The sequence below is a fragment of the Heyndrickxia sp. FSL K6-6286 genome (assembly GCF_038630395.1).
Lineage (GTDB): Bacteria > Bacillota > Bacilli > Bacillales > Bacillaceae_C > Heyndrickxia > Heyndrickxia oleronia.
Genome location: NZ_CP152029.1, coordinates 82,694 through 109,101, shown reverse-complemented (window position 1 = coordinate 109,101; position 26,408 = coordinate 82,694). Strand labels below are relative to the sequence as shown.

The window sequence follows — 26,408 nt, the reverse complement described above, 5'->3', positions numbered from 1 at the left end:
TAAATAACTATACTTTATATCTTAACTAATTACCGCTTTATTTTACCATATAATTTAATTTCTTTCGTCTCTTTCTAAAAGAATAACAGCCAAAGCTGCAATCCCTTCTCCTCTTCCAGTAAAACCTAATTTCTCAGTCGTTGTCGCTTTAACATTAACCTGATCAATTTCTCCTTCTAGAAGTTGTGCAATTCTCTGGCGAATTTCACCTATATATGGGGCCATTTTAGGCTTTTGAGCAATAATCGTACAATCAATATTTCCCAAACAATAACCCTTTTTCTTCACTAATTCCCAAACATGTTGAAGAAGAACTGCAGAATCGGCATCTTTGAATTTTGGATCTGTGTCAGGAAAATGTCTGCCAATATCCCCCTCACCAATTGCTCCTAAACTAGCATCTGCTATTGTATGTAATAAAACATCCGCATCTGAGTGTCCTAATAATCCTTTTTCATATGGAATTTGAACTCCACCAATAATAAGTGGTCTTCCTTCTACAAGCTGATGTACATCATACCCTTGACCAATACGAAACATATTAATAGTCTCCTTTTTCACCTGTTATTTCATTACTGATTGTTTTTTTAATATGGCTTCGGCAAAATAAAGATCTTCCGGAGTCGTTAGCTTAATATTATCATAACTTCCTGTAACGATATGAACAGGATAATTAATCCTCTCCACTAAAGAAGACTCATCTGTTCCAAGATAATGATCTTGTTTAGCCTGTTGATGTGCCTGAAAAAGAAGATCAAAGCGAAAAGCCTGTGGAGTCTGAACCTGCCACAAGCTTTTACGCTCTATTGTCTCCGTTACTTGATTATTGTTTACCTTTTTAATCGTGTCTTTTACCGGAACTGCCGCAATTGCAGCTCCTGCTTCACATGCTGAAGCAACTAATTGATGCACCATTTCTAATTGGATAAATGGCCTAGCTCCATCATGCACTAGAACAATCTCCGCATTTTGAGCTGCTAAAAGGCCATTATAAACACTATATTGTCTCTCCGATCCACCATACACGATTGTTATCTTTTCCTTCAAAGGTAAAGTATCAAGCATTTCTTCAAATTCAGCTTCATCATCAGGTTGAATAACTAATATAATTCCTTTGCAGTCCTTATCATGTAGGAAAATATTTATTGTATGCAAAATAATGGGCTGGTTTTGTAATTGAAGAAATAATTTATTTTTCCCAGCACCCATTCTCTTCCCCTGTCCTGCTGCAGGAATAATCACCTGATAATCCATGTTTTTTACTCCTAAATTCTTATTTAACTATCGTTTACAAAGCTCTTTCTAATAGTTTAGGCTTTGCAAATATCATACGCCCTGCAGATGTTTGTAAGACGCTTGTCACTAATACATCAATCCGTTTACCTATATAGTTTCTTCCTTCCTCAACAACAATCATTGTACCATCATCCAAATAAGCGATTCCTTGGTGATATTCTTTCCCATCCTTTATTAATTGGACATTTAACTCTTCGCCAGGAAGAACTACCGGCTTCACCGCATTTGCCAGATCATTAATATTCAAAACTTGTACACTTTGAAGTTCACAAACCTTATTCAGATTAAAATCATTTGTAACAACGATTCCGTTCGTTAGCTTCGCCAGTTTTATAAGCTTACTATCTACTTCTTGAATATCTTCAAAGTCACCTTCATAAATTTGAACCTCGATTGGAAGTTCCTTTTGGATTCTTTTGAGGATATCCAATCCTCTACGGCCTCTGTTACGTTTTAATGCATCAGATGAATCAGCAATATGCTGTAATTCCTCTAATACGAATTGCGGAATAACAATAATACCATCTAAAAATCCCGTTTGGCATATATCCGCTATTCTTCCATCAATAATGACGCTTGTATCCAATAGCTTCAATGAATTTGAAGGCTTTATTTCTTCTTCTGACTCTACTACATTCTTTTTCTTTTGGCGTGCAGACATTGTGAATAGACTCATTAGCTCTTCCCTTTTCTTAAATCCAACCTGAAAACCTACATAACCAAGTAATAATGTAAGAAGAATAGGAATTACCGTATTGAGAATTGGAATTTCCATTTTATTAAATGGGATTCCTGCTAAATATGCAACAAATAAACCAAAAATCAACCCAAGACTTCCTGATAATATTTCCGTAATCGGGGCTTTAACAATAGAATCTTCAAACCATTTTACAAACCCAACAACATACTCTACAGCCCAAAAAGAAATAAAATAAAAAATAATAGCACCGAAAATGGCAGTAGCATATGGATTATTAATAAGAACATAGTGGGAAAGACCAACTAGTTTTAATAACTCAGGCAAGAGAAAAATACCGAGTGTCCCACCGATAATTATAAAGCATGCTTGAACAATTCGCTTTAACATATCTTCACCTCCTTTATTCATTATAAACAAATTCCAAAGTTTAAAACGTCCAATTCATGAATATTTTTTGATTGTAATATTTTAGAAACACTTTTGATATATTGCTCACTTTTTTTACACATTTTCGATGTCCCTTCCTATGAAATTTACAGTTGTCGGTCAGCAAATGTTTGTTCTTTAATTAATTTTAGTCCCTCTCTTATCTTCCGCGCTCTAATCTCACCAATACCTTCCACATCATCCAGTTCATCCACTGTTGCTTTTAATATGTTGGGCAAAATTTTAAATTGAGCCACCAAATTTTCTAATATTGTTATTGGTAATCTCGGAATTTTATTTAACACTCGATAACCTCTTGGACATACATGCTCTTCAGGAGGAATATAGTTGTTATAACCTAGTAATTTCATGATTACATTGTCATCTAATACATCGGAACTAACGATATCTTGAAATCGTGAAAGCATTTCTAATGGTTTAGACTGAACATCAGATGCATAATCTTGAATAATTAATAGAGCCTCTTCTTCAATATCAGCTAATAGCTCTTTCATTTGTAAGCGAACAAGTCTGCCCTCTGTTCCGAGCTCATTTAAATAAGTGATTAGTTCCTTCTTAATTCTAATGACCATCTCTACGCGATGCAGGACTTGTAATAAGTCGCTATACGTTACTAGCTCCTCAAATTCAAGTACAGATAAATTAGAAATACTTTGGTCTAAAACAACTTTATATTTTTCTAATGTTTGAATCGCTTGATTAGCCTTTGTTAAAATAACCGAAATATCCTTTAAAGCATACCGAAAATTTCCTTGATAGAGGGTAATGACATTTCTCCTTTGTGATATAGCTATCACTAATGATTTCGTTTGCTTTGCTACCCTTTCAGCTGTTCTATGCCGCATTCCTGTCTCTGACGAGGAAATTGATGGATCTGGGGCTAATTGAGCATTGGCAATCAGTATTTTATTTCCTGTTTCATTTAAAATAATGGCCCCATCCATTTTTGCTAATTCATATAAATAGCTTGGACTAAATACACAATTAATTGAAAATCCTCCGTCTACTAATGATTGAATCCGATCATTGAACCCAAGAACAATCAACCCGCCTGTATTGGCACGTAAAACATTATCAATTCCTTCTCTTATAGGTGTGCCAGGTGCAATTAACTGTAAAATTTCTGACATGGATTTTTGTTGAGGCCTCTTATCTTCCATTGACTCATCCTCCTAAAGCTTGCTGTAAAGCTTCTTGAACAGTGGAAACTCCAATAACTTGAATATCCTTCGGGAAATTCCAACCACCGATATTATTGCTTGGAATGATAGCTCTTCGAAAACCTAATTTTGCCGCTTCCTGAACCCTTTGCTCGATGCGAGATACTCGCCTTACTTCTCCTGTCAGGCCAACCTCACCAATAATACAATCATCTGCTTTTGTCGGTTGATCCTTAAAACTAGAAGCAATGCTGATCATAACTGCTAGATCAATAGCAGGTTCATCTATTTTAATTCCGCCTGCTACCTTTAAGTAGGCATCATGATTTTGCAATAATAATCCGACTCTTTTTTCTAGTACAGCCATCAACAATGTCACCCGATTATGATCAATCCCCGTACCTGTTCTTCTTGGCATTCCGAACATTGAAGGGGATATTAGAGCTTGGATTTCTACTAAGACCGGACGTGTCCCTTCCATGGAAGCGACGACGGTTGAACCCGATGCCCCTTTTGAACGTTCTTCTAAAAAGATTTCTGATGGATTCTCAACCTCAGATAAGCCATAATCCTTCATTTCAAATATTGCCATTTCATTAGTAGAACCGAAACGGTTTTTCACAGCCCTCAATATCCGATAAGAATGATGGCGTTCTCCTTCAAAGTAAAGCACCGAATCTACCATATGTTCTAATAATCTTGGTCCCGCAATCGAGCCCTCTTTCGTAACATGCCCAACAATGAAAATAGCAATTCCTTTTGTTTTGGCAATTCTCATTAATTCCGCTGTACATTCTCTTACTTGTGATACACTACCAGGGGCAGAGGTAACCTCGGGGTGATATATCGTTTGTATCGAATCGATCACAACAAATTGTGGAGAAATCTCTTGGATAGTATGATGAATTGCTTCTAAATTCGTTTCCGAAAACACAAACAATTGATCTGACGATATTTGGAGACGGTCTGCGCGTAGCTTCGTTTGTTTTACTGATTCTTCTCCTGATATATATAAAACTCGGTGTTCATCCTTAGACAGTTGGGAGGAAACTTGAAGCAGTAATGTTGATTTACCGATTCCTGGATCACCACCGATTAATACAAGGGAACCGGGAACAACTCCACCACCCAACACTCGATTTAATTCCTTTAAGTCTGTTAATACCCTTTCTTCTTGCTCAGAAACTATTGTGGTAATAGGGGTAGCTTTTGTAACTTCACCAACAGGAGAATGAATGAATGCACCTTTTCTAGGCTTCCCAGTTATTTCGACTTCTTCCACCATTTTATTCCACTCATTACATCCTGGGCATCTTCCCATCCACTTAGCAGATTCATATCCACAAGACTGACAAATAAATTTCGTCGTCTTTTTTGCCATTTTTTACTTCCTCTCTATATATCTATGCTTTTCTGAAATACTCAATTACTTTTAAAAAGCTGTTTTTGTATTGATCAAAAGAAACCTCATATGGGAATCCTTCAAGAAGCAACAACGTTTTAATAAATAGATTTTAAAAAAAGCACATGTTAGACATGTCAAAGATGAAACATTCTATTAACATCAACGTCAATTTCTATACCATAAAAATATTTACTATATATAGACGTTTCAATGTTGGATTTAGTTTCACTTTTTAGCGAGTTCCATTATTCGTAATGGAACTCGCGACTGACTATCTTCATGTACCTTTTTTATTGCTATAAAATTGATTCTGTTACTTCTGATGGCTTCACACTAAATTCGCCATCTACTACATCAATTACCACTTTTTGACCTTCTAAAATAACTCCTTTTAACAATTCCTCTGATAAACGGTCTTCTACATTTTTTTGAATTGCTCTCTTTAATGGGCGTGCCCCGTATTCAGGATCATAGCCCTCTTCTGCTATTTTATTTTTTGCCGCTTCTGTTAGCTCAAGTTCAATATGTTTTTCTTTCAATCGCTTCACTAATTGTTCTGATAGTAGTGAAACGATATGCTTTAAGTGTTCCTTTTCTAACGCATGGAAAACAATAATTTCATCAATACGGTTTAAAAACTCAGGACGAAACGCGCGTTTTAATTCATCCATTACTTTACTCTTCATGTCTTTATAGTCTTGATTTCCATCTTGAATATTAAATCCGACATATTTATTTCTTTTTAATGATTCTGCACCTACATTCGAAGTCATGATTAATACTGTATTTCTAAAATCAACAGTACGACCCTTCGAATCAGTTAGTCGCCCATCCTCTAAAACTTGTAATAGGATGTTAAATACATCAGGATGTGCCTTTTCAATCTCATCTAGTAAAATGACTGAATATGGCTTGCGACGAACCTTCTCTGTTAATTGTCCACCTTCTTCAAATCCTACATAACCTGGAGGTGATCCGACAAGTCTTGATGTAGAATGCTTCTCCATGTATTCCGACATATCAATTCGGATCATTGCATCTTCATCACCAAACATTGATTCAGCTAATGCTCTTGCAAGCTCAGTTTTACCCACGCCAGTTGGTCCTAAGAATATAAACGATCCTATCGGGCGTTTAGGATCTTTTAATCCCGCTCTTGCACGGCGAACAGCTTTTGAAACAGCTTTAACAGCCTCTTCCTGTCCAATAACGCGAGAATGTAAAATTTCCTCTAATCTCAATAGCTTTTCCGTTTCTGTTTGCGCCAGCTTTGAAACAGGAATTCCAGTCCAACTTGCAACTACTGTTGCAATATCTTCAACGGTTACTTCACTATTTTCTTGGCCTTGTTTTTCCTTCCAAGTCTTTTTCGTTTCTTCCAATTTTTCACGTAAACGTTGTTCAGAATCCCTTAAAGATGCGGCTTTTTCGAACTCTTGACTTTGAACAGCTGCGTCTTTTTCCTTCCTGATTTCCTCCAATTTGAGTTCAAGCTCTTTTAAATTTGGTGGCGTTGTAAATGATCGTAAACGGACTTTTGAACCAGCTTCGTCGATTAAATCAATTGCTTTATCTGGCAGAAACCGATCAGAAATATAACGATCAGATAGTTTTACAGCTGCCTCAATTGCATCATCTGTAATAGATACACGGTGATGTGCTTCATATCGATCCCTTAATCCTTTTAATATTTGAATAGACTCGTCAGTTGAAGGCTCATCTACTTGAATTGGTTGAAATCTTCGTTCTAATGCTGCATCCTTTTCGATATATTTACGATATTCATCCAATGTTGTTGCACCAATACATTGAAGCTCCCCACGTGCCAATGATGGCTTTAATATATTTGAAGCATCGATGGCTCCCTCTGCTCCACCTGCACCAATTAAAGTATGAAGCTCATCGATAAATAAAATAATATTTCCAGCTTGTCGGATTTCGTCCATTACCTTTTTCAAGCGATCCTCAAACTCTCCACGGTACTTTGTCCCAGCAACAACTGTTCCCATATCCAAAGTCATTACGCGTTTATCGCGAAGCGTCTCCGGCACCTCATTATTAACAATTTGCTGTGCCAACCCTTCTGCTATAGCTGTTTTCCCAACTCCAGGTTCTCCAATAAGGACTGGATTGTTCTTTGTTCGTCTGCTTAGTACTTCAATTACACGCTGAATTTCTTTGCTTCTTCCGATAACGGGATCTAGTGTTTCTTCTCTTGCAATAGCAGTTAAGTCACGTGCTAGGCTATCAAGGGTAGGAGTGTTAGCACTTGATGTGTTCCCTCCTTGATGGGTTCCCGCTTCATTACTTCCAAGTAATTGAAGAACCTGTTGTCTAGCTTTGTTCAAGCTCACACCTAAATTATTCAGTACTCTAGCCGCGACTCCTTCTCCCTCACGTATAAGACCTAATAAAATGTGCTCTGTACCAACATAGGAATGACCTAGTTTTCGAGCTTCATCCATGGATAATTCAATGACCTTTTTTGCACGTGGTGTATAATGAATATTTTGCCCAGAATCCTGGCCCTTTCCTATTAAGTTTTCCACCTCTACTTGGATTTTTTCGGGACTAAGTCCAAGTCCATATAATGCCTTTGCAGCAATTCCTTCACCCTCTTGAACTAATCCAAGAAGAATGTGTTCAGTACCGATATTATTATGCTTTAATCGAATGGCTTCTTCTTGAGATAAAGCTAATACTTTTTGTGCTCTTTCAGTAAATCGTCCAAACATCATATTAATCTCCTCCTAGCCGTTATTCATCTCTTCAAGTTTTAAACGTTCTCTTATAAGTGTTGCTCTGCGAATATCTCTTTCATAGGGACGCAATGGACCACCAGCATATTGTTGTAAAAAACCTGGTTGTGTAAAGATCATTAATTCATTTAAGATATTTTTAGATACATTTTTGATATAGCCTGTATCAATCCCTAAACGAACATCGGACAAGCATTGTGACGCTTCCTTTGATTCAATTATTCTACTATTGGTCAATACACCATAAGACCTGAAAACTCTATCTTCTAATTGTATGTTAGAGGTTTTAATCAATGCTTCTCTTGCGGACCTTTCTTGTGCAATGATCTGTTGAACAACACTAATTAAATCCTCGACAATATCTGTTTCAGATTTACCTAATGTAATTTGATTAGAAATTTGAAAAATATTACCCAATGCCTCGCTGCCTTCTCCATAAATTCCACGAACCACTAATCCTAATTGATTAATAGCAGGAATAATACGATTCATTTGTTGAGTAAGGATAAGTCCAGGTAAGTGAACCATAACTGATGCTCTTAATCCTGTGCCGACATTAGTTGGACAGCTTGTCAAATATCCCAGCTTTTCACTATATGCATAATCAATATGTTCTTCCATTAAATCATCAATTTTATTTGCCTTATCTAAAGCTTCTTTTAGTTGTAGACCAGGAAATAAGCATTGTATCCGTATATGGTCTTCCTCATTAATCATTATACTAACATCCTCTTCACCTGATAAAATCACTGCACCATGTGAAGAATCATCTGCTAAATTCGGGCTAATAAGATGTTTTTCGACTAACACCTTCTTCTGTAAAGCTTGTAGCTGATCCATTTTAAGTAATTCTACTTGATTGCCTTCGAGATGGAAATCAGTATGTAAAACTGATTCTACTTTAGATATAATTTCTCTTGCTTCCTCATTACTAAACAATGTCGGGAATTTATAGTCCTTGAAGTTTCGAGCTAATCGAATTCTTGAACTTAGCACAATATCAGAATCTGGTCCCTCTTTACTCATCCATGAACTTACTGCTTGACTAATGAATTTTTCTAAACTCATGAGGTTTCCCTCCCATCATTCAGAAGTGAACTCTCTAAGGCTCGAACTTGATCTCGAATATCAGCAGCCTTTTCGAATTCTTCATGATTTATTGCTTGCTGTAAATCTAATTTTAACTGTTGGATTTGCCTCTTTATATGAACAGCGCCTCCAATTCTTTTCGGTACTTTACCATGGTGTTCGATATTTCCACTATGAAGCCTTTTTATAATCGGATGTAATCGTTCATTAAAGGTTTCATAACATGTGGAACAACCAAAGCGTCCAATATTAACAAATTGTTTAAATGTCATTTTACAATTCGGACATTGCAAAATTTCATTTTTTTGAATTGTGCCTTGTTTTGCTTGTTGAAAAACTGGATCAAAATTTAATAATCCTGCAATTATATTGTTAATAGAGAATCCAGGTTCCCCCTCAAACATAAACATCTCACCTTTTTCCTGTGCACATTTCTCACAGTAATGGAATTCGGTTTTTTCTCCATTAATAATTTTGGTAAAATGAAGAGTTGCCGGTCTTTCATTACACTCCTGACAAATCATTTTACTCACCTCTATATTATTTATATTTTAAAGTCATTAGCATAGCCGTTAACATTCTAGCTCTTAATTGGTCTCTTTCTGGAAGGTCCAAATAAAGAACTGAACGGTCCATTACGCTTAACATAATTTTCGCTTCTCTTTTCGAAATAACTTCTTCTTCAACCAAACGAATAATCACATCCTCAGCATTTGATTGGGATACTCTGGACTTTACTAATAGTAATAAATGATCAATTAATTGTGCCTGATCGTGAGGTTTAACCTTAATAATACGAATATATCCTCCACCACCTCTTTTACTTTCAACTACATATCCTCTTTCTATAGTGAATCTGGTATTGATTACGTAGTTAATCTGGGAAGGTACACATTGAAATTTATCGGCAATTTCACTTCTTTTTATTTCCACAATTTCACTACCATTCATTTCCAAAACCTGTTTAAGATAACTTTCAATAATATCCGATATATTTTTCATCAAGTCCACCTCCTTCTACGACTTGACTTTGACTATATTTGACTTTAATTATACATGAAGGTATCAGAAAAGCGCAAGCAACTTAGTCAGTGGTGATAACTGAAATTTCCACCCTGTCTAACATAAATGAACAGGCGGGCACCAGTCAATGTATACTCGTTTTTACTAGGTTTACCAAAAATACTAGTCAATTTTTATCTAATCTTTATATATTCGCAACATGATTATATTCATTAGTTTTACCACATGTGCAGGAAATAAAACCATATTTTTTATTCGCTTTATTAAAAAATGACATAAAAAAACCACAGAATAAATTATTCTGTGGTTTCAAATCGCCTGGCAACGTCCTACTCTTGCAGGGGGAGAGCCCCCAACTACCATCGGCGCTAAGAAGCTTAACTTCCGTGTTCGGGATGGGAACGGGTGTGACCTTCTTGCCATAATTACCAGACTATATTTTGTTAAGGGCTTATTCCCTCAAAACTAGATATATCAAGAAGTAACGGTTCATAACCTTAAATCTATTTGGTTAAGTCTTCGATCTATTAGTATTCGTCAGCTCCATGTGTCGCCACACTTCCACCTCGAACCTATCAACCTGATCATCTTTCAGGGATCTTATTTAGATAAACTAAGGGAAATCTCATCTTGAGGGGGGCTTCATGCTTAGATGCTTTCAGCACTTATCCCTTCCGCACATAGCTACCCAGCGATGCCTTTGGCAAGACAACTGGTACACCAGCGGTGCGTCCATCCCGGTCCTCTCGTACTAAGGACAGCTCCTCTCAAATTTCCTACGCCCACGACGGATAGGGACCGAACTGTCTCACGACGTTCTGAACCCAGCTCGCGTACCGCTTTAATGGGCGAACAGCCCAACCCTTGGGACCGACTACAGCCCCAGGATGCGATGAGCCGACATCGAGGTGCCAAACCTCCCCGTCGATGTGGACTCTTGGGGGAGATAAGCCTGTTATCCCCGGGGTAGCTTTTATCCGTTGAGCGATGGCCCTTCCATGCGGAACCACCGGATCACTAAGCCCGACTTTCGTCCCTGCTCGACTTGTAGGTCTCGCAGTCAAGCTCCCTTGTGCCTTTACACTCTGCGAATGATTTCCAACCATTCTGAGGGAACCTTTGGGCGCCTCCGTTACCTTTTAGGAGGCGACCGCCCCAGTCAAACTGCCTGCCTGACACTGTCTCCCACCCCGATTCAGGGGTGCGGGTTAGAATTTCAATACAGCCAGGGTAGTATCCCACCGATGCCTCCACCGAAGCTGGCGCTCCGGCTTCAAAGGCTCCTACCTATCCTGTACAAGCTGTACCAAAATTCAATATCAAGCTGCAGTAAAGCTCCACGGGGTCTTTCCGTCCTGTCGCGGGTAACCTGCATCTTCACAGGTACTATAATTTCACCGAGTCTCTCGTTGAGACAGTGCCCAGATCGTTGCGCCTTTCGTGCGGGTCAGAACTTACCTGACAAGGAATTTCGCTACCTTAGGACCGTTATAGTTACGGCCGCCGTTTACTGGGGCTTCAATTCAAAGCTTCGTCTTGCGACTAACCTCTCCTCTTAACCTTCCAGCACCGGGCAGGCGTCAGCCCCTATACTTCGCCTTACGGCTTCGCAGAGACCTGTGTTTTTGCTAAACAGTCGCCTGGGCCTATTCACTGCGGCTCTCTCGGGCTTGCACCCTAACAGAGCACCCCTTCTCCCGAAGTTACGGGGTCATTTTGCCGAGTTCCTTAACGAGAGTTCTCTCGCTCACCTTAGGATTCTCTCCTCGCCTACCTGTGTCGGTTTGCGGTACGGGCACCTTTCACCTCACTAGAGGATTTTCTAGGCAGTGTGGAATCAGGAACTTCGGTACTAAATTTCCCTCGCCATCACAGCTCAAGGTATATGGTGACGGGATTTGCCTCGTCACCCCTCTAACTGCTTGGACGCACTATTCCAGCAGTGCGCTTACCCTATCCTCCTGCGTCCCCCCATCGTTCAAACGGTGAAGAGGTGGTACAGGAATATCAACCTGTTGTCCATCGCCTACGCCTTTCGGCCTCGGCTTAGGTCCCGACTAACCCTGAGCGGACGAGCCTTCCTCAGGAAACCTTAGGCATTCGGTGGAAGGGATTCTCACCCTTCTTTCGCTACTCATACCGGCATTCTCACTTCTAAGCGCTCCACCAGTCCTTACGGTCTAGCTTCGCAGCCCTTAGAACGCTCTCCTACCACGGACATCCAGCATTTTTCCGAAGGAAAAGATGCATAGATGTCCATCCACAGCTTCGGTGATACGTTTAGCCCCGGTACATTTTCGGCGCAGAGTCACTCGACCAGTGAGCTATTACGCACTCTTTAAATGGTGGCTGCTTCTAAGCCAACATCCTGGTTGTCTAAGCAACTCCACATCCTTTTCCACTTAACGTATACTTTGGGACCTTAGCTGGTGGTCTGGGCTGTTTCCCTCTTGACTACGGATCTTATCACTCGCAGTCTGACTCCTAAGGATAAGTCATTGGCATTCGGAGTTTGTCTGAATTCGGTAACCCGATGAGGGCCCCTAGTCCAAACAGTGCTCTACCTCCAAGACTCTTACCTTAAGGCTAGCCCTAAAGCTATTTCGGAGAGAACCAGCTATCTCCAAGTTCGATTGGAATTTCTCCGCTACCCACACCTCATCCCCGCACTTTTCAACGTGCGTGGGTTCGGGCCTCCAGTAAGTGTTACCTTACCTTCACCCTGGACATGGGTAGATCACCTGGTTTCGGGTCTACGACCTCATACTCTATCGCCCTATTCAGACTCGCTTTCGCTGCGGCTCCGCCTCTTCAGCTTAACCTTGCATGAAATCGTAACTCGCCGGTTCATTCTACAAAAGGCACGCTATCACTCTGCATAAAGCATAGAGCTCTAACTACTTGTAGGCACACGGTTTCAGGTTCTCTTTCACTCCCCTCCCGGGGTGCTTTTCACCTTTCCCTCACGGTACTGGTTCACTATCGGTCACTAGGGAGTATTTAGCCTTGGGAGATGGTCCTCCCTGCTTCCGACGGGATTTCACGTGTCCCGCCGTACTCAGGATCCACTCTGGAGGGAACGAAGTTTCAACTACAGGGTTGTTACCTTCTTTGACGGGCCTTTCCAGACCTCTTCATTTACTCCGTTCCTTTGTAACTCCGTATAGAGTGTCCTACAACCCCAAGAGGCAAGCCTCTTGGTTTGGGCTTCTTCCGTTTCGCTCGCCGCTACTCAGGAAATCGCAATTGCTTTCTCTTCCTCCGGGTACTTAGATGTTTCAGTTCCCCGGGTCTGCCTTCCTTACTCTATGTATTCAAGTAAGGATACTACCCCATTACGGGCAGTGGGTTCCCCCATTCGGAAATCTCCGGATCAAAGCTCGCTTACAGCTCCCCGAAGCATATCGGTGTTAGTCCCGTCCTTCATCGGCTCCTAGTGCCAAGGCATTCACCGTGCGCCCTTACTAACTTAACCTAAAAGGTTATTTAAAACTACTTAATGGATTCATCCATAAAGTGGCGATTCTCGGTTATTACTTGGTTACTTCTTACATATCTAGTTTTCAAAGAACAATCCGGCGAATGATAAGCTTCGAATCTCTTCGTCAGCGCACTCACTCACATCCTCACGTATGTTTAATACGTTCCGGTGCTCATTCGCTTGCTTCCTCGACCTTCTCGCTTCTAATTCACCTCTATTAAACTGAAAGGATTAACCTTTCAAAACTGAACAAAACAGAAGACGTCTGAACCACGTAAGTGGTTTTCCATATTCCTTAGAAAGGAGGTGATCCAGCCGCACCTTCCGATACGGCTACCTTGTTACGACTTCACCCCAATCATCTGTCCCACCTTCGGCGGCTGGCTCCAAAAGGTTACCTCACCGACTTCGGGTGTTACAAACTCTCGTGGTGTGACGGGCGGTGTGTACAAGGCCCGGGAACGTATTCACCGCGGCATGCTGATCCGCGATTACTAGCGATTCCGGCTTCATGTAGGCGAGTTGCAGCCTACAATCCGAACTGAGAATGGTTTTATGGGATTGGCTAAACCTCGCGGTCTTGCAGCCCTTTGTACCATCCATTGTAGCACGTGTGTAGCCCAGGTCATAAGGGGCATGATGATTTGACGTCATCCCCACCTTCCTCCGGTTTGTCACCGGCAGTCACCTTAGAGTGCCCAACTGAATGCTGGCAACTAAGGTCAAGGGTTGCGCTCGTTGCGGGACTTAACCCAACATCTCACGACACGAGCTGACGACAACCATGCACCACCTGTCACTCTTGTCCCCGAAGGGAAATCCCTATCTCTAGAGAGGTCAAGAGGATGTCAAGACCTGGTAAGGTTCTTCGCGTTGCTTCGAATTAAACCACATGCTCCACCGCTTGTGCGGGCCCCCGTCAATTCCTTTGAGTTTCAGCCTTGCGGCCGTACTCCCCAGGCGGAGTGCTTAATGCGTTAGCTGCAGCACTAAAGGGCGGAAACCCTCTAACACTTAGCACTCATCGTTTACGGCGTGGACTACCAGGGTATCTAATCCTGTTCGCTCCCCACGCTTTCGCGCCTCAGCGTCAGTTACAGACCAGAGAGTCGCCTTCGCCACTGGTGTTCCTCCACATCTCTACGCATTTCACCGCTACACGTGGAATTCCACTCTCCTCTTCTGCACTCAAGTCTCCCAGTTTCCAATGGCCGCTTGCGGTTGAGCCGCAAGATTTCACATCAGACTTAAGAAACCGCCTGCGCGCGCTTTACGCCCAATAATTCCGGACAACGCTTGCCACCTACGTATTACCGCGGCTGCTGGCACGTAGTTAGCCGTGGCTTTCTGGTTAGGTACCGTCAAGGTACCGCCCTATTCGAACGATACTTGTTCTTCCCTAACAACAGAGTTTTACGATCCGAAAACCTTCATCACTCACGCGGCGTTGCTCCGTCAGACTTTCGTCCATTGCGGAAGATTCCCTACTGCTGCCTCCCGTAGGAGTCTGGGCCGTGTCTCAGTCCCAGTGTGGCCGATCACCCTCTCAAGTCGGCTACGCATCGTCGCCTTGGTGAGCCGTTACCTCACCAACTAGCTAATGCGCCGCGGGTCCATCTGTAAGTGATAGCGAAAAGCCATCTTTCAATTCTTCTTCATGCGAAGAAAAAAGTTATCCGGTATTAGCCCCGGTTTCCCGGAGTTATCCCAGTCTTACAGGCAGGTTACCCACGTGTTACTCACCCGTCCGCCGCTAATCATCAGGGAGCAAGCTCCCATCAGATTCGCTCGACTTGCATGTATTAGGCACGCCGCCAGCGTTCGTCCTGAGCCAGGATCAAACTCTCCAAAAAGATGTTTGATATAGCTCTTATAAAATAAAAGTAATTTATTGACGTTTCGTTTTGTTCAGTTTTCAAAGATCAATTTCTTTCGTCATTTAGCGACAACTTTTATAGTATATCTCATTTTAAATAAGTTGTCAACACTTTTTTTGGTGGAGCCTAGCGGGATCGAACCGCTGACCTCCTGCGTGCAAAGCAGGCGCTCTCCCAGCTGAGCTAAGGCCCCAATTATATAATGGTCGGGAAGACAGGATTCGAACCTGCGACCCCATGGTCCCAAACCATGTGCTCTACCAAGCTGAGCTACTTCCCGTTCATGGCGCGCCCGAGAGGAGTCGAACCCCTAACCTTTTGATCCGTAGTCAAACGCTCTATCCAATTGAGCTACGGGCGCATACTTGTATTTTACTATAACTATTATGGAAGAATCTTTTGCTACGCAAAAATTCTAAGTGCCGAGGACCGGAATCGAACCGGTACGGTAGTCACCTACCGCAGGATTTTAAGTCCTGTGCGTCTGCCAGTTCCGCCACCCCGGCAAGGGTTGTTTGGAGCGGAAGACGGGATTCGAACCCGCGACCCCCACCTTGGCAAGGTGGTGTTCTACCACTGAACTACTTCCGCGACTTTATTTTATAATGCGGGTGAAGGGAGTCGAACCCCCACGCCTTGCGGCGCCAGATCCTAAGTCTGGTGCGTCTGCCAATTCCGCCACACCCGCGTTATGAAAAATGTTTTTCGTTACAAAAAACAATGGTGAGCCATGAAGGACTCGAACCTTCGACCCTCTGATTAAAAGTCAGATGCTCTACCAACTGAGCTAATGGCTCGTAATGACCTAAGTGGTGCCGGCCAGAGGACTTGAACCCCCAACCTACTGATTACAAGTCAGTTGCTCTACCAATTGAGCTAGGCCGGCATTAGTATATTATAATCCCCAAGCAGAGATTAGTTATAATAGTCGTCCAGCTTTCAGTTTGCTTATTCAAGCAGCAGCTCAAGCTGTACGCTGATGTATTTCAAAGTAGTTTATTCGGTCGTGCTCTACCAATTGAGCTAGGCCGGCATTATATATGGTGGAGGATGACGGGATCGAACCGCCGACCCCCTGCTTGTAAGGCAGGTGCTCTCCCAGCTGAGCTAATCCTCCATAATCGCCTGGCAACGTCCTACTCTTGCAGGGGGAGAGCCCCCAACTACCATCGGCGCTAAGAAGCTTAACTTCCGTGTTCGGGATGGGAACGGGTGTGACCTTCTTGCCATAATTACCAGACTATATTTTGTTAAGGGCTTATTCCCTCAAAACTAGATATATCAAGAAGTAACGGTTCATAACCTTAAATCTATTTGGTTAAGTCTTCGATCTATTAGTATTCGTCAGCTCCATGTGTCGCCACACTTCCACCTCGAACCTATCAACCTGATCATCTTTCAGGGATCTTATTTAGATAAACTAAGGGAAATCTCATCTTGAGGGGGGCTTCATGCTTAGATGCTTTCAGCACTTATCCCTTCCGCACATAGCTACCCAGCGATGCCTTTGGCAAGACAACTGGTACACCAGCGGTGCGTCCATCCCGGTCCTCTCGTACTAAGGACAGCTCCTCTCAAATTTCCTACGCCCACGACGGATAGGGACCGAACTGTCTCACGACGTTCTGAACCCAGCTCGCGTACCGCTTTAATGGGCGAACAGCCCAACCCTTGGGACCGACTACAGCCCCAGGATGCGATGAGCCGACATCGAGGTGCCAAACCTCCCCGTCGATGTGGACTCTTGGGGGAGATAAGCCTGTTATCCCCGGGGTAGCTTTTATCCGTTGAGCGATGGCCCTTCCATGCGGAACCACCGGATCACTAAGCCCGACTTTCGTCCCTGCTCGACTTGTAGGTCTCGCAGTCAAGCTCCCTTGTGCCTTTACACTCTGCGAATGATTTCCAACCATTCTGAGGGAACCTTTGGGCGCCTCCGTTACCTTTTAGGAGGCGACCGCCCCAGTCAAACTGCCTGCCTGACACTGTCTCCCACCCCGATTCAGGGGTGCGGGTTAGAATTTCAATACAGCCAGGGTAGTATCCCACCGATGCCTCCACCGAAGCTGGCGCTCCGGCTTCAAAGGCTCCTACCTATCCTGTACAAGCTGTACCAAAATTCAATATCAAGCTGCAGTAAAGCTCCACGGGGTCTTTCCGTCCTGTCGCGGGTAACCTGCATCTTCACAGGTACTATAATTTCACCGAGTCTCTCGTTGAGACAGTGCCCAGATCGTTGCGCCTTTCGTGCGGGTCAGAACTTACCTGACAAGGAATTTCGCTACCTTAGGACCGTTATAGTTACGGCCGCCGTTTACTGGGGCTTCAATTCAAAGCTTCGTCTTGCGACTAACCTCTCCTCTTAACCTTCCAGCACCGGGCAGGCGTCAGCCCCTATACTTCGCCTTACGGCTTCGCAGAGACCTGTGTTTTTGCTAAACAGTCGCCTGGGCCTATTCACTGCGGCTCTCTCGGGCTTGCACCCTAACAGAGCACCCCTTCTCCCGAAGTTACGGGGTCATTTTGCCGAGTTCCTTAACGAGAGTTCTCTCGCTCACCTTAGGATTCTCTCCTCGCCTACCTGTGTCGGTTTGCGGTACGGGCACCTTTCACCTCACTAGAGGATTTTCTAGGCAGTGTGGAATCAGGAACTTCGGTACTAAATTTCCCTCGCCATCACAGCTCAAGGTATATGGTGACGGGATTTGCCTCGTCACCCCTCTAACTGCTTGGACGCACTATTCCAGCAGTGCGCTTACCCTATCCTCCTGCGTCCCCCCATCGTTCAAACGGTGAAGAGGTGGTACAGGAATATCAACCTGTTGTCCATCGCCTACGCCTTTCGGCCTCGGCTTAGGTCCCGACTAACCCTGAGCGGACGAGCCTTCCTCAGGAAACCTTAGGCATTCGGTGGAAGGGATTCTCACCCTTCTTTCGCTACTCATACCGGCATTCTCACTTCTAAGCGCTCCACCAGTCCTTACGGTCTAGCTTCGCAGCCCTTAGAACGCTCTCCTACCACGGACATCCAGCATTTTTCCGAAGGAAAAGATGCATTGATGTCCATCCACAGCTTCGGTGATACGTTTAGCCCCGGTACATTTTCGGCGCAGAGTCACTCGACCAGTGAGCTATTACGCACTCTTTAAATGGTGGCTGCTTCTAAGCCAACATCCTGGTTGTCTAAGCAACTCCACATCCTTTTCCACTTAACGTATACTTTGGGACCTTAGCTGGTGGTCTGGGCTGTTTCCCTCTTGACTACGGATCTTATCACTCGCAGTCTGACTCCTAAGGATAAGTCATTGGCATTCGGAGTTTGTCTGAATTCGGTAACCCGATGAGGGCCCCTAGTCCAAACAGTGCTCTACCTCCAAGACTCTTACCTTAAGGCTAGCCCTAAAGCTATTTCGGAGAGAACCAGCTATCTCCAAGTTCGATTGGAATTTCTCCGCTACCCACACCTCATCCCCGCACTTTTCAACGTGCGTGGGTTCGGGCCTCCAGTAAGTGTTACCTTACCTTCACCCTGGACATGGGTAGATCACCTGGTTTCGGGTCTACGACCTCATACTCTATCGCCCTATTCAGACTCGCTTTCGCTGCGGCTCCGCCTCTTCAGCTTAACCTTGCATGAAATCGTAACTCGCCGGTTCATTCTACAAAAGGCACGCTATCACTCTGCATAAAGCATAGAGCTCTAACTACTTGTAGGCACACGGTTTCAGGTTCTCTTTCACTCCCCTCCCGGGGTGCTTTTCACCTTTCCCTCACGGTACTGGTTCACTATCGGTCACTAGGGAGTATTTAGCCTTGGGAGATGGTCCTCCCTGCTTCCGACGGGATTTCACGTGTCCCGCCGTACTCAGGATCCACTCTGGAGGGAACGAAGTTTCAACTACAGGGTTGTTACCTTCTTTGACGGGCCTTTCCAGACCTCTTCATTTACTCCGTTCCTTTGTAACTCCGTATAGAGTGTCCTACAACCCCAAGAGGCAAGCCTCTTGGTTTGGGCTTCTTCCGTTTCGCTCGCCGCTACTCAGGAAATCGCAATTGCTTTCTCTTCCTCCGGGTACTTAGATGTTTCAGTTCCCCGGGTCTGCCTTCCTTACTCTATGTATTCAAGTAAGGATACTACCCCATTACGGGCAGTGGGTTCCCCCATTCGGAAATCTCCGGATCAAAGCTCGCTTACAGCTCCCCGAAGCATATCGGTGTTAGTCCCGTCCTTCATCGGCTCCTAGTGCCAAGGCATTCACCGTGCGCCCTTACTAACTTAACCTAAAAGGTTATTTAAAACTACTTAATGGATTCATCCATAAAGTGGCGATTCTCGGTTATTACTTGGTTACTTCTTACATATCTAGTTTTCAAAGAACAATCCGGCGAATGATAAGCTTCGAATCTCTTCGTCAGCGCACTCACTCACATCCTCACGTATGTTTAATACGTTCCGGTGCTCATTCGCTTGCTTCCTCGACCTTCTCGCTTCTAATTCACCTCTATTAAACTGAAAGGATTAACCTTTCAAAACTGAACAAAACAGAAGACGTCTGAACCACGTAAGTGGTTTTCCATATTCCTTAGAAAGGAGGTGATCCAGCCGCACCTTCCGATACGGCTACCTTGTTACGACTTCACCCCAATCATCTGTCCCACCTTCGGCGGCTGGCTCCAAAAGGTTACCTCACCGACTTCGGGTGTTACAAACTCTCGTGGTGTGACGGGCGGTGTGTACAAGGCCCGGGAACGTATTCACCGCGGCATGCTGATCCGCGATTACTAGCGATTCCGGCTTCATGTAGGCGAGTTGCAGCCTACAATCCGAACTGAGAATGGTTTTATGGGATTGGCTAAACCTCGCGGTCTTGCAGCCCTTTGTACCATCCATTGTAGCACGTGTGTAGCCCAGGTCATAAGGGGCATGATGATTTGACGTCATCCCCACCTTCCTCCGGTTTGTCACCGGCAGTCACCTTAGAGTGCCCAACTGAATGCTGGCAACTAAGGTCAAGGGTTGCGCTCGTTGCGGGACTTAACCCAACATCTCACGACACGAGCTGACGACAACCATGCACCACCTGTCACTCTTGTCCCCGAAGGGAAATCCCTATCTCTAGAGAGGTCAAGAGGATGTCAAGACCTGGTAAGGTTCTTCGCGTTGCTTCGAATTAAACCACATGCTCCACCGCTTGTGCGGGCCCCCGTCAATTCCTTTGAGTTTCAGCCTTGCGGCCGTACTCCCCAGGCGGAGTGCTTAATGCGTTAGCTGCAGCACTAAAGGGCGGAAACCCTCTAACACTTAGCACTCATCGTTTACGGCGTGGACTACCAGGGTATCTAATCCTGTTCGCTCCCCACGCTTTCGCGCCTCAGCGTCAGTTACAGACCAGAGAGTCGCCTTCGCCACTGGTGTTCCTCCACATCTCTACGCATTTCACCGCTACACGTGGAATTCCACTCTCCTCTTCTGCACTCAAGTCTCCCAGTTTCCAATGGCCGCTTGCGGTTGAGCCGCAAGATTTCACATCAGACTTAAGAAACCGCCTGCGCGCGCTTTACGCCCAATAATTCCGGACAACGCTTGCCACCTACGTATTACCGCGGCTGCTGGCACGTAGTTAGCCGTGGCTTTCTGGTTAGGTACCGTCAAGGTACCGCCCTATTCGAACGATACTTGTTCTTCCCTAACAACAGAGTTTTACGATCCGAAAACCTTCATCACTCACGCGGCGTTGCTCCGTCAGACTTTCGTCCATTGCGGAAGATTCCCTACTGCTGCCTCCCGTAGGAGTCTGGGCCGTGTCTCAGTCCCAGTGTGGCCGATCACCCTCTCAAGTCGGCTACGCATCGTCGCCTTGGTGAGCCGTTACCTCACCAACTAGCTAATGCGCCGCGGGTCCATCTGTAAGTGATAGCGAAAAGCCATCTTTCAATTCTTCTTCATGCGAAGAAAAAAGTTATCCGGTATTAGCCCCGGTTTCCCGGAGTTATCCCAGTCTTACAGGCAGGTTACCCACGTGTTACTCACCCGTCCGCCGCTAATCATCAGGGAGCAAGCTCCCATCAGATTCGCTCGACTTGCATGTATTAGGCACGCCGCCAGCGTTCGTCCTGAGCCAGGATCAAACTCTCCAAAAAGATGTTTGATATAGCTCTTATAAAATAAAAGTAATTTATTGACGTTTCGTTTTGTTCAGTTTTCAAAGATCAATCGTTGCTGTTTTTCTCAGCGACTTTTATATTATACTTATTAAAATCACTATTGTCAACAACTTTTTTTATTTTCTTTTTCAAGCTTCGTTGTCCTCTTGTGGGGCAACGAATAATAATATACCACCTTTTTTTTGATGTTGCAACAGTTTTTTTCTCTTTTTTTCAACAAAAAATTATTATACTAAAATATCATATTTAATTTCTAAAAAATAAAGCTCTTCTCATAAAAGAGAAGAGCTTTATTTTTAGTCACGATGCTTCATCGTTGGGAATAATAATACGTCGCGAATGGAAGCTGAATTCGTTAACAGCATTACAAGTCGATCAATACCGATTCCTAGTCCACCTGTTGGAGGCATTCCATATTCTAGTGCTTCAATAAAATCATCATCCATTTGATGAGCTTCATCATTTCCTTGCTCACGTTCCTTTAATTGAGCCTCAAAGCGTTCGCGTTGATCAATTGGATCATTTAACTCTGTAAATGCATTTGCATGCTCACGACCGACAATAAACAACTCAAAACGATCAGTAAAACGTGGATCTTCATCATTTTTCTTAGCCAATGGAGATATTTCTACCGGATGACCGTAAATAAATGTTGGTTGAATTAATCTTTCTTCAACCTTTTGTTCAAAGAACTCATTTACAATATGTCCATATTGCATGTGCTTAGTTATCTCAATACCATGTTCATTTGCTAACTGACGCGCCTCTTCAACAGTAGTAACATTCCAAAAATCTACACCTGTATATTCTTTTACTGCATCCACCATATGAAGTCGACGCCATTCTGGTTCAAGATTTACTTCATTATCTCCATATTGGATTGTTGTCGTTCCAAGAACTTCTTTAGCTATATGTGCTACTAAATTCTCTGTTAATTTCATAATATCCTTATAATCTGCATATGCTTCATACAATTCAATCATAGTGAATTCTGGATTATGCCTTGTTGATACACCTTCATTACGGAATACTCGTCCAATTTCATAGACTTTTTCTAGTCCACCTACAATTAGACGTTTTAGATGTAATTCAATAGCAATACGCATATATAAAGGCATGTCCAATGCATTATGATGGGTAATAAACGGTCTTGCTGATGCTCCACCCGCTATAGCATGCATCATTGGTGTTTCTACCTCTAGGTACCCATGCTGGTCTAAATAACGTCTCATTGACTGAATAATTAAGCTTCTAGTGATAAAAGTCCGTTTACTTTCTTCACTCATAATTAAATCAAGATATCTTTGGCGATAACGTTGTTCAATATCCTTTAACCCATGAAATTTATCAGGTAATGGACGAAGTGATTTTGTTAATAATGTAAATTCTTTTACTTTAATTGATAGTTCTCCAACTTTTGTTTTGAAAACAGTTCCTGATATACCTACAATATCACCAAGATCAACAGTATCGAATAACTCATACTGCTCTTCTCCCACTGTATCTTTACGCACATATATTTGAATTTGGCCGTTTAAATCTTGCACATGAGCAAAACCAGCTTTTCCTTTACCTCTCTTAGTCATAATACGACCAGCAATCGTTACAGAGACATCCTTTTCATCTAGGTCCTCTTTTGTAAATTCTTCATACTGTTCTTTTATCTGCTGTGTATTATGTGTCCGATCAAAGCGTTTGCCAAAAGGATCCATTCCATTTTCACGGATAGAATTCATTTTTTCTCTTCTAACCTGTAATTGGTCATTCAATTCCTCAAAACTCATTTATCGTCACTCCATCCTATATTTTAAAACTCTTTTTCCTATCATTATACTTTATTATTGTACACAATTTCACATTTTCAGACATCCTAAATGTTTATCTAAAATTCATTCCATATTATGTATGAAAAAAACACCAGTGATACTGGTAGTTTTATTTCGAAAATTAGCTAACCTTTATGACACCTGATTCTACTTCTTCTATAAAAGTAGTAAGTAGGGCTAACAAGTTCTGCACGTCCAATCATCATTATTTATCTACAGGAGTTAAATCCTCCACAGTAATTCCAAGTAAACTGGCGACACTTTCTAGAAATTCCTCAGAAGGCAAACGGCTTCCTCTTTCAATTTCTCCTAAAATAGATACAGATATGTGCAATTCCTTCGCAAGACTTTCTTGAGTATAACCTTTTAATTTTCGAAAAGCTCGAATCCGTCTTCCCCATTTATCTATCTCCATAAGCGAACTCCTTCTTTATCAGGTATTTCGTCTAGAATTTGATGCAACGGGGTTGTTGCATTTGGTAATTGAATGGTTGGATCAATCTCTATTAATGGTACTAAAACAAATGCTCTTTCATGCATCCGTGGATGAGGCACAATTAACCTCTCTGTTTCAATATTTTCGTTATTAAAAAGTAAAATGTCAAGGTCAATCGTCCTTGGCCCCCATCTAAATTCCCTAATTCTCCCCAATTCCTGTTCAATATTTAAGCACTTTTCAAGCAATTGTTCTGCAGTAAGATCTGTTTCTACCTTCAAAACAATATTCAAAAATTTACCTTGATCTGTATATCCTACCGGATCGGTTTCATATATAGATGAACTTGCTAGTACATTTATTTTAATATCTTGATTAAGAAAACTACAAGCATCCTGCAAATGCTGTGCTCTATCTTCAATATTAGATCCTAATGAGATATATGCAATATTAATCATTTATTTGTCCTCTTGTAATCTCCACCGCAACTGATTGGTAGTGTCCAGGAATTGGAGGATCTGGTTTGACCACTTGAATAGTCACTTGATGAACGGTTGGGAATCCACTTAAAATGACCTTAGAAATCTCTTCTGCAACTGCTTCTAATAATTGATAAGGTTTACCTTCGACAACCGCTTTACAGCATTCATATACCTCAGCATAGCTAACTGTATCGTTTAAATGATCCGTTTTCCCCGCTTTTTGTAAATCTAATTCTAACACTAAGGTAACACGAAACCTTTGCCCTAATCGAGTCTCTTCTGGTAATACGCCATGATAACCATAGAATTCCATATTATTCAAATAAATTTTATCCATTTAGCTCACCTTTACCTACTAGCACATCCATCATTTTTGTCATTCTACTTATCTCTTTTACATCATGCACTCTCATCATTTGGCACCCCTTCTCCAAACCATAGCAAACAGTAGCTCCCGTCGCTTCCATCCTTTCATCTACAGGTAAATTCATCACTTGTCCAATCATAGATTTTCTAGATGTTCCTAATAAAACTGGATATCCAAGACCAACTAATTTATCTAGGTTTTTCATCATTTCTATATTTTGTTTTAAATCCTTAGCAAACCCTATGCCAGGATCTAGAATAATACGTTCATCCTTAACACCAGCTTTTTTTGCAATTGATATACTTTCATAGAGATCATTTAATACATCTCTAATAAAGTCCTGATAATCTAAATTTTCTCTATTATGCATGAGAATAATTGGAACATCGTAATTCGCGGCAACATCAGCAATTTCAGGATCCTTTTTCGCTCCCCATATATCATTAATGATATGTGCACCTGCAAGGACTGCTTGCCTTGCTGTTTCTGCCTTATAGGTATCAATGGATATCGGTACATTCACGACTTTTGAAATTTCTTTTATGACAGGAACAACCCTCGAGATTTCTTCCTCCACTTCAACCGTAGCATAACCTGGTCTAGTTGATTCTCCACCTACATCGATGATATCTGCTCCATCTTCAACCATCTGCTTAGCATGCTGTATTGCTTTTTCTATATGATTAAACTTTCCACCATCGGAAAATGAATCCGGGGTAGCATTCAAAATACCCATAATTAATGTTTTATTTTCATAATCTAATTGGTATGACTTACATTGTAAAACTCGCCCCATATTCTTCTCCTTCCAACACATATTCTTTTATATTTACAGTCTAACGCTTAATTGTTATATTCTACAACCCGTTTCGCCATTTATCGACAGAAAAAAAGGCAGACGGGTTTTCCGAATGCCTTTCCATTAATAAAAATCACTATTTAGCTAGCAAATTTATTAATCTTCAAATTGATACAAGTTTGTACTTAAATATCGTTCACCATTATCTGGTATGATCGCTACTACTTTTTTACCCTTGCCTAGTTCAGAAGCTACTTTCAAGGCAGCATGAATTGCCGCACCTGCTGAGATCCCACCTAAGATTCCTTCCTCTCTAGCTACTCTGCGGGATGCCTCGAAAGCTTCTTCCGTTCCGACATGAATAATTTCGTCATAAATCTCTCTATTTAATGTATCCGGTACAAAATTAGCCCCAAGACCCTGAAGCTTATGCGGACCTGGCTTTCCACCTGCAAGAATCGGAGAATCCTTTGGTTCTACAGCATAAATTTTGATATTCGGATACGCCTCTCTTAAAACTTGACCAGAACCTGAGATCGTTCCTCCTGTTCCAATTCCAGATACAAACGCATCTAATTGTTCACCCATCTGCTCGACAATTTCTCTTCCAGTTGTTAAACGATGGATTTCTGGATTTGCTTCATTTTTAAATTGTTGAGGCATAAAGTATCCATTTTCTTTTGCTAATTCTTCCGCCTTTCGAACTGCACCATTCATCCCTTCAGAACCTGGTGTTAACACTAACTGAGCGCCATATGCCCGAAGGAGATTTCTGCGCTCCATACTCATCGTCTCCGGCATAACTAATACTGCTTTATATCCTTTAGCAGCAGCAATCATCGCAAGTCCTATCCCAGTATTACCGCTTGTCGGTTCAACAATCGTATCACCTAGTTGCAGTTTCCCCTCTCTCTCAGCAGTCTCGATCATTGCTAAAGCGATTCGGTCCTTTACACTACTTCCAGGATTCATGTACTCAAGCTTTAAATATACTTCTGCTTGATTTTCATCAGTTAGTCGATTTAACTTTACAATCGGTGTTCCTCCAACAAGTTCGGCAATTGAATTTACTAAACGAGCCATTTCTCTCCACCTC

General features: G+C 42.5%; 15 protein-coding genes, 9 tRNA genes and 6 rRNA genes. All 30 read right to left on the bottom strand.

Annotation, left to right across the window (positions count from 1 at the left end):
* Window positions 1-54: 54 nt before the first annotated feature.
* Window positions 55-540 carry a 2-C-methyl-D-erythritol 2,4-cyclodiphosphate synthase gene (ispF, locus tag MHI39_RS00560; RefSeq protein ID WP_058005943.1) on the bottom strand — a complete coding sequence of 162 codons (486 nt, stop codon included), beginning with the start codon at window positions 538-540 and terminating at the stop codon, window positions 55-57.
* Window positions 541-564: 24 nt separating this feature from the next.
* On the bottom strand, window positions 565-1,254 hold the full coding sequence (ispD, locus tag MHI39_RS00555) for a 2-C-methyl-D-erythritol 4-phosphate cytidylyltransferase (protein WP_071976247.1): 690 nt from the start codon (window positions 1,252-1,254) through the stop codon (window positions 565-567).
* A gap of 34 nt (window positions 1,255-1,288) precedes the next feature.
* Complete coding sequence (locus MHI39_RS00550) at window positions 1,289-2,383, bottom strand: PIN/TRAM domain-containing protein (RefSeq protein ID WP_058005941.1); 1,095 nt, start codon at window positions 2,381-2,383, stop codon at window positions 1,289-1,291.
* 146 nt (window positions 2,384-2,529) lie between these two features.
* A complete protein-coding gene (gene disA, locus MHI39_RS00545) occupies window positions 2,530-3,603 on the bottom strand; it encodes a DNA integrity scanning diadenylate cyclase DisA (RefSeq protein WP_071976246.1) in 1,074 nt (357 codons plus the stop codon).
* 4 nt (window positions 3,604-3,607) lie between these two features.
* Window positions 3,608-4,984: a DNA repair protein RadA gene (gene radA, locus MHI39_RS00540; protein WP_058005939.1), complete on the bottom strand. Its 1,377-nt coding sequence runs from the start codon at window positions 4,982-4,984 to the stop codon at window positions 3,608-3,610.
* A 320-nt stretch (window positions 4,985-5,304) separates the two neighbouring features.
* The gene (gene clpC / locus MHI39_RS00535) at window positions 5,305-7,746 is read right to left on the bottom strand and encodes an ATP-dependent protease ATP-binding subunit ClpC (RefSeq protein WP_058005938.1); all 2,442 of its coding nucleotides are present in this window, start codon (window positions 7,744-7,746) and stop codon (window positions 5,305-5,307) included.
* 12 nt (window positions 7,747-7,758) lie between these two features.
* Complete coding sequence (locus MHI39_RS00530) at window positions 7,759-8,835, bottom strand: protein arginine kinase (RefSeq protein WP_058005937.1); 1,077 nt, start codon at window positions 8,833-8,835, stop codon at window positions 7,759-7,761.
* The gene (locus MHI39_RS00525) at window positions 8,832-9,380 is read right to left on the bottom strand and encodes a UvrB/UvrC motif-containing protein (RefSeq protein ID WP_058005936.1); all 549 of its coding nucleotides are present in this window, start codon (window positions 9,378-9,380) and stop codon (window positions 8,832-8,834) included. Before MHI39_RS00525 ends, MHI39_RS00530 begins: the two co-directional genes overlap by 4 nt.
* 16 nt (window positions 9,381-9,396) lie before the next feature.
* A complete protein-coding gene (locus MHI39_RS00520) occupies window positions 9,397-9,858 on the bottom strand; it encodes a CtsR family transcriptional regulator (RefSeq protein ID WP_058005935.1) in 462 nt (153 codons plus the stop codon).
* Between the two features lie 337 nt (window positions 9,859-10,195).
* A 5S ribosomal RNA gene (rrf, locus tag MHI39_RS00515) occupies window positions 10,196-10,312 on the bottom strand.
* A gap of 74 nt (window positions 10,313-10,386) precedes the next feature.
* A 23S ribosomal RNA gene (locus tag MHI39_RS00510) occupies window positions 10,387-13,354 on the bottom strand.
* A gap of 305 nt (window positions 13,355-13,659) precedes the next feature.
* Window positions 13,660-15,213: ribosomal RNA gene (locus MHI39_RS00505) — 16S ribosomal RNA — on the bottom strand.
* 141 nt (window positions 15,214-15,354) lie between these two features.
* Window positions 15,355-15,430: transfer RNA gene (locus MHI39_RS00500), tRNA-Ala, on the bottom strand.
* Between the two features lie 10 nt (window positions 15,431-15,440).
* Window positions 15,441-15,517, bottom strand: a tRNA-Pro gene (locus tag MHI39_RS00495).
* A 4-nt stretch (window positions 15,518-15,521) separates the two neighbouring features.
* Window positions 15,522-15,598, bottom strand: a tRNA-Arg gene (locus tag MHI39_RS00490).
* Window positions 15,599-15,657: 59 nt separating this feature from the next.
* A tRNA-Leu gene (locus MHI39_RS00485) sits at window positions 15,658-15,743 on the bottom strand.
* Window positions 15,744-15,753: 10 nt separating this feature from the next.
* Window positions 15,754-15,828, bottom strand: a tRNA-Gly gene (locus MHI39_RS00480).
* 15 nt (window positions 15,829-15,843) lie between these two features.
* Window positions 15,844-15,925: transfer RNA gene (locus tag MHI39_RS00475), tRNA-Leu, on the bottom strand.
* A 33-nt stretch (window positions 15,926-15,958) separates the two neighbouring features.
* Window positions 15,959-16,034: transfer RNA gene (locus tag MHI39_RS00470), tRNA-Lys, on the bottom strand.
* A 13-nt stretch (window positions 16,035-16,047) separates the two neighbouring features.
* Window positions 16,048-16,123, bottom strand: a tRNA-Thr gene (locus MHI39_RS00465).
* Window positions 16,124-16,278: 155 nt separating this feature from the next.
* Window positions 16,279-16,354: transfer RNA gene (locus MHI39_RS00460), tRNA-Val, on the bottom strand.
* 6 nt (window positions 16,355-16,360) lie between these two features.
* Window positions 16,361-16,477, bottom strand: a 5S ribosomal RNA gene (gene rrf, locus MHI39_RS00455).
* A gap of 74 nt (window positions 16,478-16,551) precedes the next feature.
* A 23S ribosomal RNA gene (locus tag MHI39_RS00450) occupies window positions 16,552-19,519 on the bottom strand.
* A 305-nt stretch (window positions 19,520-19,824) separates the two neighbouring features.
* Window positions 19,825-21,378: ribosomal RNA gene (locus MHI39_RS00445) — 16S ribosomal RNA — on the bottom strand.
* Together the 16S, 23S and 5S rRNA genes with 9 tRNA genes alongside form the textbook arrangement of a ribosomal RNA operon.
* A 320-nt stretch (window positions 21,379-21,698) precedes the next feature.
* Window positions 21,699-23,186 (bottom strand): lysine--tRNA ligase, encoded by a 1,488-nt coding sequence (lysS, locus tag MHI39_RS00440; protein ID WP_058006067.1) that lies wholly within the window; start codon window positions 23,184-23,186, stop codon window positions 21,699-21,701.
* Between the two features lie 247 nt (window positions 23,187-23,433).
* A complete protein-coding gene (locus tag MHI39_RS00435; RefSeq protein WP_058006068.1) occupies window positions 23,434-23,643 on the bottom strand; it encodes a helix-turn-helix transcriptional regulator in 210 nt (69 codons plus the stop codon).
* Window positions 23,634-24,122 (bottom strand): 2-amino-4-hydroxy-6-hydroxymethyldihydropteridine diphosphokinase, encoded by a 489-nt coding sequence (gene folK, locus MHI39_RS00430; RefSeq protein ID WP_058006069.1) that lies wholly within the window; start codon window positions 24,120-24,122, stop codon window positions 23,634-23,636. Before folK ends, MHI39_RS00435 begins: the two co-directional genes overlap by 10 nt.
* Window positions 24,115-24,483 (bottom strand): dihydroneopterin aldolase, encoded by a 369-nt coding sequence (gene folB, locus MHI39_RS00425; protein ID WP_058006070.1) that lies wholly within the window; start codon window positions 24,481-24,483, stop codon window positions 24,115-24,117. Before folB ends, folK begins: the two co-directional genes overlap by 8 nt.
* The gene (gene folP / locus MHI39_RS00420) at window positions 24,476-25,309 is read right to left on the bottom strand and encodes a dihydropteroate synthase (protein WP_058006071.1); all 834 of its coding nucleotides are present in this window, start codon (window positions 25,307-25,309) and stop codon (window positions 24,476-24,478) included. Before folP ends, folB begins: the two co-directional genes overlap by 8 nt.
* Window positions 25,310-25,468: 159 nt before the next feature.
* Window positions 25,469-26,395: a cysteine synthase A gene (gene cysK, locus MHI39_RS00415; protein WP_058006072.1), complete on the bottom strand. Its 927-nt coding sequence runs from the start codon at window positions 26,393-26,395 to the stop codon at window positions 25,469-25,471.
* Between the last annotated feature and the right edge of the window lie 13 nt (window positions 26,396-26,408).